Genomic DNA, 12,564 nt, shown 5'->3' on the forward strand with positions numbered 1-12,564 from the left:
CGCGGGCCCGATGTGCGTGGTTGGGCCGCTGGCCTTGCGCCATTCCGCCGGGCATGGCCGGCGGCGCTGCACCTTGCCCTGGTAGCGTCGAGCTGGCTCGACTGCTGTTGCATTCGATACACATCGCGCCAAGAGCAGTCGAGCATGGCTCGACTCTACGAAGGCGGGTGCGTGGCCCAGACGCATCAGACAGCATGTCGGGGCAGGATCAATCGCCAACGCGGGCCTTCTGCCACGGGGCGAGCATGGCATTGAGCAGGCTGGCCTGTTCGTCGTCGCCGGTCAGCTCCCACATGAACACGCCGGCCAGGCCCTGCGCACGCGCGAACTGCGCGCGCAGGCCGATCGAGCGCGGGTCTTCATAGCTGATGAACACCTTCTGTTCGACGTTGTACAACCAGGGGCTCTGTGCCTGCGGCTGCCAATGCACGGTCCACCCGGGCTGGTCCAGATAACGCGCCTTGATCACCCGCCAGTCGCCGGCATCGGCCGGTGCGCTGTAGGGCTGGTACAGGCCCTCGCTGGCGTCGCCTGTGACCTTGAAGCCGCGCCCGTAGAACGGCACCCCCAGTACCAGCTTGTGCGCCGGCACGCCGTGTTCGCGGTAGTACTGCACCGCGCCAGCCACGTTGTTCCAGCGCCGCAGCTCCGGTGCCAGCGGGTCGGCCGGCACTTCATGCAACGGCGCATTGAAGGTGGACACCGCCGAGAAGCCGGTGCCCATGTCATAGCTCATCAGGTTGATGAAATCGAACACCTCGGCCAGCGCCGGCAGGTCATAGCTCGCCGCCGGGTCGTAAGGGCCATCGGTCTGCAGGCGACCGGCGGCCAGCGCCGCAGTCAGCAGCATCGGCTGCCCTGCCTTGCGGCCGCGCGCATCCAGCGCCACGCGGAACGCCTGCGCCAGCAGGGTCAGGTTGGCGCGATCCTGCGGGCGATGGGCCAGCTCCTTCGGTCCACCACTGACCGGGAATTCCCAGTCGATATCCACGCCATCGAAACTGCCTGCGTAACGTTCGAAGAACAGCGCCATGCATGAATCGACCAGGCGCTTGCGACTGGCCGCGGTCAGCGCCGCGTCGGAGAACCCGCCCGCGCCCCAGCCGCCGATCGAGATCAGCGTGCGCAGGTGCGGATGGGCTTTCTTCAGCTCGGCCAGCGCGGCGAAGTTCTGCGGCGCTTCCGCGCCGATCGTGCAGCGCCCGTCCTCGATGGTGGAGAACGCGTAGAACAGGTGGGTCAGCCGCTCGGCCGGAACGCGCGACACCGGGTAGCGCTCGGCCGAGCCTCCGGGATAGTACGCACCGAGAACGGGCGGCTGTACCGGTGCGGCCCGTGCAACCGTGGGCAGTACGCCGGCAATCAGCACGGCAAGGACGGCGACGGACTGGCGGAACATGGGATCTCCCGGATCAATGACGCAGCCACGTTAGCAAACGCTTGGCACTGCAGCGCGGATGTCCGCTGATGTCGTCCGCTGGACATGGGCGGGTTGCCGCGAGCAGCCAGAGGCGGGGCCTGCCCGCGCAGAAAACCGGTCACTGCAGGACAACATGCGACCCGTCTGCGCTATGGTGCCTCTGGAATTTCAACGGCACATGGACATGACCGCAGACCACCCCGCAGACGGCGAACTGCTGGACGACGAAACCCTGGAGAAGCTGCAGGCGCTGGAAGCGCGTGCCTATGCAGCGTTCGACGACGGCGACCTGCGCGACGCCGCCAATCTGTTCGGCGAACTCGTCGAACAGACGCCCGGGATTCCCCATCTGCACTACATGCGCGGATTGGCCCACAAGTACCTGCGCGACTGGCACGCGTCGTTGCGCGACAACCTGCAGTCAGAACAACGCCGCGATGCGTTTGACGAAGCCACTGCGTGGAATGCCGCTATTGCCGCGACCGGCGCCGGCGACTGGGCCGAAGCACGCCGGCAGTGGAACCGCTGTGGCATCACCCTGCCGGAAGGCGAAGGCCCGATCGAAGGCAACTTCGGCGTGGCCTGCGTGCGCCTGGCGCCCTGGTCAGACGCCGAAGTGGTGTACATGACGCGCATCGATCCGGTGCGGGCACGCATCGACAACGTTCCATTGCCCGAAAGCGGCTTCCGCTTCGGCGACATCGTGCTGCATGACGGCGCATCGACCGGCCATCGCACCTACGGCAGACAGGACGTGCCGGTGTTCAACGCGATGCAGCGCCTGCAGTGGTCGGACATGGCGACTTTCACCGTGTTCGTGCGCTGCGATTCAGCCGATGACATCGCTGCCCTGGAGGCGATGACCCTGCCTGGCATCGGCATGGTCGAGGACTGGACTGCCAACATCCGCCGGTTGTGCCGCCGCTGCAGTTACGGCACCCCGCACCAGCACGACAACGAGGCCACGCCAGATGATGACGGCACCTGGAAGCGCGAGCGCGATCTGGGCATCGCCGCCCAGGGCCGGGCTGCGGTGGAGAAGCTGCTGGCAACGTGGGCAGCGGCGGGGCCAGGGCGCGTGCTGGAGGCCATCGAACAGCGCGAGCATCCGCTGAGTGATCCTGAGCCGGGCCAGGTCTGGTGGTTGGGCGAGGACGAGTAGCGTCGAGCTTGCTCGACTGCTGTCGGCGCAATCTCAAGGGCAGTCGAGCAAGCTCGACGCTACCTGCAGAGGCCCGCCACATCAGGCTTTCAGAATTCTTCAGCCGGATTTCCAGCACTTCAGACGGCGCTCTGGCCGAATCAGGGCTCCCTTCAGCGGAGCCTTGCCGATGCGCGCGATCACCCTTCTCATCCTGCTGCTGTGCACCACCCTGCCCTGCACCGCAGCCCCCTTGGATACGGTGCGCCTGAAGGCGCTGGAACAGGCCATCGCCCGCGATGAGCTCAAGCAGGTCCGCAGCGTGCTGCTGCAGGTCGATGGCAAGGTGGTCTACGAGGGGTACTTCAACGGTGCCGACGCGCAGACCCTGCATGACGTCCGTTCGGCCAGCAAGAGCGTGACCGCACTGCTGGTCGGCGCGGCCATCGGCCAGCACCACCTTCCGGGCGTGCAGGCCCGCGTCTACGACTACTTCCCGGCCTACACCGCCAGCCACAGCGTTGACCCCCGCCTGCGCGCCACCACCGTGCAGGACCTGCTGACCATGAGCAGCCTGTGGGAATGCGACGACGAGAATCCATTCTCGGCCGGCAACGAGGAACGCATGTACGTGAGCGAACGCTGGCTGGACTTTGCCCTGGGCCTGCCGGTGAAAGGCTTCGCCCCGTGGATGCAGCGCCCCCAGGACAGCCCGCACGGCCGCGCGTTCGCCTACTGCACCGCCAATTCCTTCGTGCTGGGCGCGGTGCTCGAACAGGCCACCGGGCAGCCGCTGGCCGACTTTGCCGCCACTGCGCTGGAGCGCCCGCTGGGCATCACCGAGCGCCACTGGAACCGTTCGCCGGAAGGCATCGGCATGGGCGGCGGCGGGACCCGCTACCGCAGCCGCGATCTGGCCCGGCTTGGGCAACTGGTGCTCGACCGGGGCCGTTGGCAGGGCCAGCAGCTGGTACCGCAGGACTACATCGAGGCGATGGTGCAGGCGCAGGCGAAGACATCCGATGGCAGCGACTACGGCTACCAGTGGTGGGGTCTGAAACTGGACGTGCGGGGCGCACCGCGCACGGTGTGGGCGATGTCCGGCAACGGCGGCAACTACGTGTTCGTGCTGCCCGAACAACGCGCGGTGGCGGTCGTCACGACACAAGCGTTCAACCGCAGCTTCGCCCACCCGCAATCGCGGCGCATCCTCACTGAGTTCCTGCTGCCGGCGCTGCACTGAGGCTGGCCAGGTCATCTGGCCGCCAGGCGGCGGCCAGAACCTGCGCGCGCTGGCGGGCTATGTCGGTATCCAAGCGCTCCAGCAGCGCCGGCCAGCCCTCTGCGCCGCGCAGGGGCACAAACAGGGGCGTGGTGCGCAGCCAGGCCACGTCGCGGAAACCGTCGTCGACGGCCTGCTGTAGTGCCGCCACCGCGTGGTCGGTCTGGCCCAGGGCCTGCAGCAGCAGCGCCCGCTCGATGGCGGCATCGGGCCAGCCATCCCCGGCGCCTGCCTCGGCACCCAGCTGCTGCAGGCGCTGGCGGATCCACGCCGCCTGCGCCGGGGGCGCGCCATGCAGGGCCGCCAGGGTCTGGCCGAGCGATTGCTGCGGCCGCAGTTGCCGGCCCAGCTCGAAGGCTTGGGCCGCTGCTGCGGGGTCACCGGCCAACAAGGCCAGTTCCCCCTGCAGGCGGCGCAGTTGCGGGTGCGGCGTGCCACGCGCCAGGGCTTCGTCCAGCGCCTGCCGCGCCTGCTGCGGTGCGCCGGCCAGGTACAGGCTGCGCGGCCAGGCGATGTTCGAGAACACATTGTCCGGGTACAGCTGGAAGTTGCGCGCGTGACGCTGCCCCGCCGCCTGGGTGAAGCCGAGCAGTTCCAGTTCGCGCGCGACCTGCACGTCACGGAAGCGCACGCGTTCGGGCGCCTTCAGCGACAGGTTCTGGCGCAGCGCAGTGGCCAGTTCGCCGCGTTCCTGCTGCAGATAGGCCAGAGACGCGCGGCTGCGTTCGTCGCCAGGGTCCAGTTCGATGGCATGGCGGTAGCCGGCCATGGCCTGGCGCATGTCACCCAGGCAATCCTGCGCGTAGCCCCAGAGCGCATGCGTGGCGGCCTCGCGCGGCGCACGCTGGCGCTCCTGCTCTGCCAACGCCAGCGCCTCTCTTATCTGCGCAGGGCTGCCATTGAACAGGCAGCCCTGCGCCGACAGAGCGCGTGACAGGCCGCGCCGTGCCGGTGCGGATTCCGGATCGGCCTGCAGGGCCTGCCGGTACAGGCTGATTGCCCGTTCGTTGTTGCTGGCCTGGCCGATGCCGGCGTAATAGTCGGCACGCTGCAGCAGCGACTGCGCGGCGCCTTGCGGCGCGGGCCGTGACCAGAAGAACAGCCCTGAAGCGACAGCCACCAGCGCGGCCGTCGCGGTAACCAGTGCGGTCCAGTGGCCCCAGCGGGCGCGCGGCGTGGGGGCACGGACTGGCAGCGGCGGTGCACACAGCTGGTAGCCGCGCCCGCGCACCGAGCGGATGTAACGCGGGTTGCGGCCGTCGTCACCGAGCGCCTGGCGGAGCAGCTTCACCCGCTGGCTGATCGCATCTTCGCCGACCACGGCCGGCGCCCAGACCTGGGCAGCCAAGGTGTCGAAATCCACGACGTCGGTGCCATGGGCCAGCAGCACGTCCAACAGGGCCCAGCTCAGGCCGCTGACGGGCAGCACTTCGCCGTCGCGGCTGACCCGTTGCGACGGGCGATCGATCTCCAGGTCGAGCAGGCGCAGGCTGTCCATGGCCGCAGCATAGCGGCAAGACCGGGGCGGAGCGCAGGCAAAGAAAAAGCGGGCCGAAGCCCGCTTTTTCATGACTGCGATGCCAGCGGTGGAGTGTCAACCAAGGTTGACACCTACCGGGGTGGCGGCGGTGGAGTGTCAACCAAGGTTGACACCTACTGGGGTGGCGGCAGTGGAGTGTCAACCAAGGTTGACACCTACCGGGGTGGCGGCAGTGGAGTGTCAACCAAGGTTGACACCTACCGTAATCGACCGGAGGTCGATTACTCGGCGCTGGCGCCTTCGCCTTCTTCCACGGCCTTCATCGACAGGCGGATACGGCCCTGCTTGTCGACTTCCAGCACCTTGACCTTGACCACATCGCCTTCCTTCAGCACGTCGCCGACCTTCTCGACGCGGTCGCTGGAGATCTGCGACACGTGGACCAGACCGTCCTTGCCCGGCAGGATGGTGACGAACGCACCGAAGTCCATGATCTTGGCGACCTTGCCTTCGTAGATGCGGCCCGGCTCGACGTCCGAGGTGATCTGCTCGATGCGGGCCTTGGCGGCCTGGGCAGCGATGGCATTGACCGAGGCGATGACGATGGTGCCGTCGTCCTGGATGTCGATCTGGGTGCCGGTTTCCTTGGTGATGGCCTGGATGGTCGAACCACCCTTGCCGATCACTTCGCGGATCTTGTCCGGGTGGATCTTGATGGTCAGCAGACGCGGCGCGTAGTCCGACAGCTCTTCGCGCGGAGCGGTCAGGCCGTGGGCCATTTCGCCCAGGATGTGCAGACGGCCAGCCTTGGCCTGCTGCAGGGCCTGCTTCATGATCTCTTCGGTGATGCCTTCGATCTTGATGTCCATCTGCAGGGCGGAAATGCCCTCAGCGGTACCGGCCACCTTGAAGTCCATGTCGCCCAGGTGATCTTCGTCACCCAGGATGTCGGACAGGACGACGAAGCGATCGCCTTCCTTGACCAGACCCATGGCGATACCGGCCACCGGCGCCTTCACCGGCACGCCAGCGTCCATCAGGGCCAGCGACGAGCCGCAGACCGAGGCCATCGACGAGGAACCGTTCGACTCGGTGATTTCCGAGACGACGCGGATGGTGTACGGGAAGGCTTCCAGCGACGGCATGACAGCCAGCACGCCGCGCTTGGCCAGGCGACCGTGGCCGATTTCGCGGCGCTTCGGGCCCATCATGCGGCCGCACTCACCCACCGAGAACGGAGGGAAGTTGTAGTGGAACAGGAAGTTTTCCTTGTACTCACCGGCAACGGCGTCGATGACCTGGCCGTCACGGGCGGTGCCCAGGGTGATGGTCACGATGGCCTGGGTTTCGCCGCGGGTGAACAGCGAGGAACCGTGGGTACGCGGCAGCACGCCGGTCTTCACGGCGATCGGGCGGACGGTGTCCAGCGCACGGCCGTCGATACGGACCTTGGTGTCCAGCACCGAGTCACGCATGGTGCGGTATTCCAGCTCGCCGAATTCCTTCGACAGCTCGGCCGGGTTCCAGCCCTCGGCGGCCACGCGGCCAGCCAGGCTTTCGACCACGTCCTTCTTGATCGCCGAGATGGCGTCGCGGCGCTGCAGCTTGTCGCGCACCTGGAAGGCTTCGCCCAGGCGCGGGCCGATGGCTTCCTTCAGGGCGCCGATCAGCACGTCGTTCTTGGCCGGGGCTTCCCAGGTCGACGGCTTGGTGCCGGCTTCGACGGTCAGCTCGTTGATCGCGTTGATGACCTTCTGCATTTCGCGGTGACCGAAGGTCACGGCGCCCAGCATCACTTCTTCGGACAGCAGCGCGGCTTCGGATTCAACCATCAGCACGGCGTTGGAGGTACCGGCGACCACCAGTTCCAGCTGCGAGTCAGCCAGTTCGCTGACGGTCGGGTTCAGGATGTACTCGCCGTTCTTGTAGCCGACCTTGGCAGCGCCGATCGGACCCATGAACGGGGTGCCGGCCAGGGCCAGGGCAGCCGAGGCGCCGATCAGGGCCGGAATGTCGCCGTCCACGTCCGGGTTCAGCGACATGACCGTGGCGATGATCTGCACTTCGTTCTTGTAGTCTTCCGGGAACAGCGGGCGGATCGGACGGTCGATCAGGCGCGAGATCAGGGTTTCCTTCTCGGTCGCACGGCCTTCACGCTTGAAGAAACCACCCGGGATACGGCCGCCGGCGTAGAACTTTTCCTGATAATCGACGGTCAGCGGGAAGAAGTCCTGGCCTTCGCGCGCGCTCTTGGCGGCGACGGCGGTGACCAGCAGTACGGTGTCGTCCATCTTGACGATGACGGCGCCGCTGGCCTGGCGGGCGACTTCGCCGGTCTCAAGCGTGACGGTGTGCTTGCCGTACTGGAAGGTTTTGGTGATTTTTGCCACGGAGGGTGTCCTTGGGGATGCTGTCTGCGAATTGGACCGTCGGCGACCCTTGCCGCCTGCGGGTGGCCGGATCGTTCCGGCCTGAATCGGGGATTGCGGTGCTACAAAACAAAACCGCGGCGCATCGCTGCGCCGCGGGGGATTCGTTGCTTAGCGACGCAGGCCAAGCTTTTCAATCAGGGCCTTGTAACGCTCGACGTCCTTCTTCTTCAGGTAGTCGAGCAGGCTGCGACGGCGGTTGACCATCTGCAGCAGGCCGCGGCGGCTGTGGTGGTCCTTCTTGTGGGTCTTGAAGTGGCCGGTCAGCAGCTCGATACGGGCGGTCAGCAGGGCGACCTGCACTTCCGGGGAGCCGGTGTCAGCCGAGCTGCGCTTGTTGTCTTCAATGACCTTCTGGGTGTCGATCGACATTTCTTTTTTCTCTGTGATGCGTGGCCGGCAGGAACGCGCTTCGCGCACCGCCAGGCTCGCCGTGGACTACGAGGATGAAACCCGCCGGAGCAGGCTGCCGGAAAACGGCCGCGAAATTGTAACGGTCGGGGCCCGGCGGAACAAGGACCGGGGCTGAATGCGCCCCGCCCCGGTTACAGGTTGAAGCGGCGCTGCGGCGCCAGCAGGCCACCGGCATCGACCTGGCCCAGGCCCTGCGGGGTGCCATCGGGCCCGTATACGGCCACCAGGCCCGGGGGCCAGGCGGCATCGCGCTGGCGCTGCCCGACACAGAAGCGGTGGGCCTGTTCGGCATCCAGCTCGACCCGGGGGTACTCGGCCAGGCCGGCCGCCAGCGGCAGCAGCAGCGCCTCCATGCCGGCCTCGTCGCCAGCCTCGACCATGGCGCGCAGCTGGTCCAGGGTCACCATCACCGGATCACGGAACGGTTCGACCCAGAGCCGGCGCAGCGCACTGATATGCGCGCCGCAGCCCAATGCCTCGCCCAGGTCACGGGCCAGGCTGCGGATGTAGGTGCCCGAGCCGCAGGTCACGCGCAGGCGCAGGCGCTCGGGCTGCTGCTCCAGCACCTCGATGGCGTGCACCTGGACCTCACGCTCCGGCGCCTCGATGGCCTCGCCGCGGCGGGCCTTCACATACAACGGCTCGCCGCCCTGCTTCAGCGCCGAATAGATCGGTGCGCGCTGGCGGATGCGGCCGGTCAATGGGGCCAGCGCGGCCTGCAGGGCATCGGCGCTGATGGCCGGCACCGGGCGCTGCAGCAGCACTTGGCCTTCGGCGTCATCGGTGTCGGTGGTCTGGCCGAGCACGATCTCGGCGTCATAGGCCTTGGCAGAGCCCAGCAGCAGGCCGGCGATCTTGGTCGCTTCGCCAAAGCACAGCGGCAGCAGGCCGGTGGCCAGCGGGTCCAGGCTGCCGGTGTGGCCGCCCTTCTCGGCGCGGAACAGGCGGCGCGCCACCTGCAGGGCCGCGTTGGAGCTCATGCCGGTCGACTTGTCGAGCAGCAGGATGCCATCCAGGCGGCGGAACTGAATTCGGGTCATGACAGGATTTCGTAGAGTCGAGCCATGCTCGACTGCCGCAGCGCGATCTGCATCAGACATCGCGCAGCCGGAATGCAACAACGCCGGGCGTGCCCGGCGTCGCGCGGTTATTCTTCGTCGCTCTTGCGACGCTTCTCTGCGGCCAGCGTATCGGGCAGGTCGCGCAGGATGTTGTCGATATGCTCGCCACGATCGACCGAGTCGTCGTAGTGGAAATGCAGTTCGGGCACGTGGCGCAGCTTCATCGCCCTGGCCAGATCCATGCGCAGGCGATAGCCCAGCTCGCGCAGACCCTTCACTGCTTCGGCCGAACGTTCCGGCATCAGCGCGGTGACGAACACCTTGGCATGGGCCATGTCGCGGGTGATTTCCACGTCGGACACGCTCACCGAGGGCAACCCATGCTCGCGCACGGCGTTGTGCACCAGGGTGCCGAGTTCACGGCGCAGCTGGGCGGAGACACGGTCGGTTCGATGGAAGGTTTTGGGCACGCGGTCAGGCTCTTGATTTGAATGTGACCCGACCGAGGTCGGGCCCTACCAGGGATGGTGACCCGACCAGGGTCGGGCCCTACCAGGGGCGGTGACGCGACCAAGGTCGCGCCCCACCGGGGTGGCGGACCGGTCCGTGAGGACCGGCCCCTTGCAGCATTACAGGGTGCGCGGCACTTCGATACGCTCGAAGCACTCGATCTGGTCACCCGGCTTCACGTCGTTGTAGGCCTTCACCGCGATACCGCATTCGGTACCGTTGCGGACTTCCTCGACGTTTTCCTTGAAGCGGCGCAGCGATTCCAGCTCGCCTTCGAAGATGACCACGCTGTCGCGCAGCACGCGGATCGGCTTGTTGCGCTTGACCACGCCCTCGATGACCATCGAGCCGGCAACGGCGCCCAGCTTGGAGCTGCGGAACACGTCGCGCACTTCGGCGATACCGATGATCTCTTCGCGGATTTCCACGCCCAGCAGACCGGAGGCCACCTGCTTCACCTGGTCGATCACGTCATAGATGATCGAGAAGTAACGCAGGTCCACGCCGTTGGATTCGATGATGCGACGGGCCGAAGCATCCGCACGCACATTGAAGCCGATGACGGTGGCCTTCGAAGCAGCCGCCGAGTTGGCGTCCGATTCGGTGATGCCGCCCACACCGGAGTGGATCACGTTGATGCGGATGTCTTCGTTGGACAGCGCGACCAGTGCCTGGCTCAGCGCCTGCACCGAACCCTGCACGTCGGCCTTGATGACCAGGTTGAGGACCTGCTGGCCCTCGCCCTTGCCCAGGGTCGCCATGATGTCTTCCATGCGGCTGCCAGCGGTGGCCACCAGGCGCGATTCACGGCGCTTGGTCTCACGCTGCTGGGCAACGTCCTTGGCGAGGCGCTCGTCCTCGACCACCACGAAGTCGTCACCGGCTTCCGGCACGCCGGACAGGCCCAGGACCTGCACCGGGATGGACGGGCCGGCGAACTCCGGCTGCTTGCCGGTTTCGTCGAACAGCGCACGCACGCGGCCGTACTGGATGCCGCACACCAGGTAGTCGCCCTTCTTCAGGCGGCCCTGCTGCACCAGCACGGTAGCGACCGGGCCACGACCCTTGTCCAGCGACGATTCGATCACCACGCCCGAGGCGCGGCCTTCGTCGACGGCCTTCAGTTCCAGCAGTTCGGCCTGCACCGACACGGCGTCCAGCAGGTCGTCGATGCCCAGGCCGGTCTTGGCCGAGATCTCCACCATCTGGATGTCACCGCCGAACTCTTCGGCCACGACCTGCTCGGACAGCAGCTCGTTCTTGACGCGCATCGGGTCGGCGCCGGACTTGTCGATCTTGTTGATCGCCACGATCAGCGGCACACCGGCCGAGCGGGCGTGCTGGATCGCTTCCTTGGTCTGCGGCATGACGCCGTCGTCGGCCGCCACCACCAGCACCACGATGTCGGTCAGCTTGGCACCGCGGGCGCGCATCGAGGTGAACGCGGCGTGGCCCGGGGTATCCAGGAAGCTGATGACGCCCTTGGGCGTATCAACGTGGTACGCACCGATGTGCTGGGTGATGCCGCCGGCTTCGCCGTGGGCAACCTTGGTACGACGGATGTAATCCAGCAGCGAGGTCTTGCCGTGGTCGACGTGGCCCATGATGGTGACCACCGGCGGACGCTGCACGGCTTCGCCCTGGTTTTCACCGGTCGAGGCCAGCAGTGCGTCTTCGGCGTCGTTGTCATTGGCACGGATCGCCTTGTGGCCGAGTTCTTCGGTCACCAGCGCAGCGGTGTCGTGGTCGATGGACTGGGTGATGGTGGCCATCACGCCCATCTTGAACAGCGCCTTCACCACCTCGCCGCCCTTCAGCGCGAGCTTCTGCGCCAGGTCGGCCACGGTGATGGTCTCGCCGATCGCCACTTCACGCACGACCGGTGCGGTCGGACGCTCGAAGGCGTGCGGACCGGCGTTGTTGCCGCCACGCGACATGTCGCGACGGCCACCACTCTGGTTGCGACCACCCGGACGACCACGGTTGTTGCTGTTGCTGCTGTTGCCACGGCGGGCACGGTCGGCCGCCGACAGGTGCATCTGGCCGGCAAAGCGATCGCCCGGGCCACGCTCGTTGCGCGGCGCGCTGCGGTTGTTGCGGTCGTCGCTGCGCGGCGGCGGCGGCGCACTGCGCGGTGCAGCCGGAGCGGCAGCCGGCGTGCGCGGCGGACGCGGCGCGGTTTCATCGATCGGCGCGCGCTTGGGCTTGGTGGCGGCAGCCGCCTCGGCAGCCTTGGCGGCAGCCGCGGCTTCTTCGGCAGCCTTCTTCTCGGCCTCTGCGCGTTCCTTGGCCGCAATCTCTTCCTCACGGGCACGGACGATGGCTTCGTCGCGCAGACGATCCTTCTCGGCCAGGGCCTGCTGTTCGGCGAGGTTGCGGGCGCGCGACTCTTCCAGCTTGCGCAGGATGTCAGCGCGCTCTTCGTCCGGCGTCATCGGGCGAGCACCATCCTTGACGTAGGTACGCTTCTGGCGCACCTCGACATTCACGGTCGTCTTGCTGCGACCGGAATTGACCGTCACTTCCTGCTGTTTCCGGCGGTTGAGGGTGATCTTCTTTGCAGACTGATCGGTCTCTTCCGGGGCCTGCTCGGGCTTGCCGTGCGAACGACGAAGGAAGCCCAGGAGCTTCACCTTCTCGGTGCTGGTCACGACCTGGTCGGGACCGCTGAACTTCATGCCGGCACCGGCCAGCTGTTCCAGCAGTTTCTCGACCGGTGTGTTGACCAGTTCGGCAAGCTTGCGGATGGTGGTTTGCTGCGACATTCGGATCCTATGATCTTGTGGGCGCCCCCCCGCAGATGGAGGTGGCGCGGATTCTACGCCCT

At 66.9% G+C, this 12,564-nt stretch carries 10 protein-coding genes; 3 read left to right on the top strand and 7 right to left on the bottom strand.

Annotation, left to right across the window (positions count from 1 at the left end; genetic code table 11):
• Positions 1-208: 208 nt before the first annotated feature.
• Positions 209-1,399 carry a glycoside hydrolase family 18 protein gene (locus C1922_RS13385; protein WP_108750203.1) on the bottom strand — a complete coding sequence of 397 codons (1,191 nt, stop codon included), beginning with the start codon at positions 1,397-1,399 and terminating at the stop codon, positions 209-211.
• Between the two features lie 199 nt (positions 1,400-1,598).
• Between C1922_RS13385 and C1922_RS13390 the strand changes: the two genes are divergently transcribed.
• Both C1922_RS13390 and C1922_RS13395 read left to right on the top strand, forming a co-directional pair.
• Positions 1,599-2,582, top strand: coding sequence for a hypothetical protein (locus tag C1922_RS13390; RefSeq protein ID WP_108750204.1), 984 nt, complete (start codon positions 1,599-1,601; stop codon positions 2,580-2,582).
• Positions 2,583-2,751: 169 nt separating this feature from the next.
• Positions 2,752-3,804, top strand: coding sequence for a serine hydrolase (locus tag C1922_RS13395; RefSeq protein ID WP_108750205.1), 1,053 nt, complete (start codon positions 2,752-2,754; stop codon positions 3,802-3,804).
• Here C1922_RS13395 and C1922_RS13400 read toward each other — a convergent pair.
• The 3 genes from C1922_RS13400 to rpsO all read right to left on the bottom strand — a co-directional run bounded on the left by C1922_RS13400 (position 3,773) and on the right by rpsO (position 8,124).
• On the bottom strand, positions 3,773-5,341 hold the full coding sequence (locus tag C1922_RS13400) for a winged helix-turn-helix transcriptional regulator (protein WP_108750206.1): 1,569 nt from the start codon (positions 5,339-5,341) through the stop codon (positions 3,773-3,775). The genes C1922_RS13395 and C1922_RS13400 overlap by 32 nt on opposite strands.
• Positions 5,342-5,604: 263 nt before the next feature.
• Complete coding sequence (gene pnp / locus C1922_RS13405; RefSeq protein WP_108750207.1) at positions 5,605-7,713, bottom strand: polyribonucleotide nucleotidyltransferase; 2,109 nt, start codon at positions 7,711-7,713, stop codon at positions 5,605-5,607.
• 150 nt (positions 7,714-7,863) lie between these two features.
• A complete protein-coding gene (rpsO, locus tag C1922_RS13410; protein ID WP_005410445.1) occupies positions 7,864-8,124 on the bottom strand; it encodes a 30S ribosomal protein S15 in 261 nt (86 codons plus the stop codon).
• On the opposite strand from rpsO, the gene C1922_RS20410 reads away from it, so the two are divergent.
• Entirely contained in the window at positions 8,111-8,281 is a 171-nt protein-coding gene (locus C1922_RS20410; RefSeq protein WP_159091974.1) for a hypothetical protein, read from the top strand. The genes rpsO and C1922_RS20410 overlap by 14 nt on opposite strands.
• A 16-nt stretch (positions 8,282-8,297) precedes the next feature.
• Here C1922_RS20410 and truB read toward each other — a convergent pair whose 3' ends face one another.
• The 3 genes from truB to infB all read right to left on the bottom strand — a co-directional run bounded on the left by truB (position 8,298) and on the right by infB (position 12,502).
• A complete protein-coding gene (truB, locus tag C1922_RS13415) occupies positions 8,298-9,206 on the bottom strand; it encodes a tRNA pseudouridine(55) synthase TruB (RefSeq protein WP_108750208.1) in 909 nt (302 codons plus the stop codon).
• Between the two features lie 107 nt (positions 9,207-9,313).
• Positions 9,314-9,697 carry a 30S ribosome-binding factor RbfA gene (gene rbfA, locus C1922_RS13420; protein WP_108750209.1) on the bottom strand — a complete coding sequence of 128 codons (384 nt, stop codon included), beginning with the start codon at positions 9,695-9,697 and terminating at the stop codon, positions 9,314-9,316.
• 159 nt (positions 9,698-9,856) lie between these two features.
• A complete protein-coding gene (infB, locus tag C1922_RS13425; RefSeq protein ID WP_108750210.1) occupies positions 9,857-12,502 on the bottom strand; it encodes a translation initiation factor IF-2 in 2,646 nt (881 codons plus the stop codon).
• Positions 12,503-12,564 lie beyond the last annotated feature (62 nt).

The sequence above is a fragment of the Stenotrophomonas sp. ZAC14D2_NAIMI4_7 genome (genome assembly GCF_003086675.1).
Classification (GTDB): Bacteria; Pseudomonadota; Gammaproteobacteria; order Xanthomonadales; family Xanthomonadaceae; genus Stenotrophomonas.

Coding starts and splice junctions, on each gene's coding strand:
- C1922_RS13385 (WP_108750203.1), bottom strand. CDS start 1,399: ATGTTCCGCCAGTCCGTCGCCGTCCTTGCCGTGCTGATTGCCGGCGTA.
- C1922_RS13390 (WP_108750204.1), top strand. CDS start 1,599: ATGGACATGACCGCAGACCACCCCGCAGACGGCGAACTGCTGGACGAC.
- C1922_RS13395 (WP_108750205.1), top strand. CDS start 2,752: ATGCGCGCGATCACCCTTCTCATCCTGCTGCTGTGCACCACCCTGCCC.
- C1922_RS13400 (WP_108750206.1), bottom strand. CDS start 5,341: ATGGACAGCCTGCGCCTGCTCGACCTGGAGATCGATCGCCCGTCGCAA.
- rpsO (WP_005410445.1), bottom strand. CDS start 8,124: ATGTCGATCGACACCCAGAAGGTCATTGAAGACAACAAGCGCAGCTCG.
- truB (WP_108750208.1), bottom strand. CDS start 9,206: ATGACCCGAATTCAGTTCCGCCGCCTGGATGGCATCCTGCTGCTCGAC.
- infB (WP_108750210.1), bottom strand. CDS start 12,502: ATGTCGCAGCAAACCACCATCCGCAAGCTTGCCGAACTGGTCAACACA.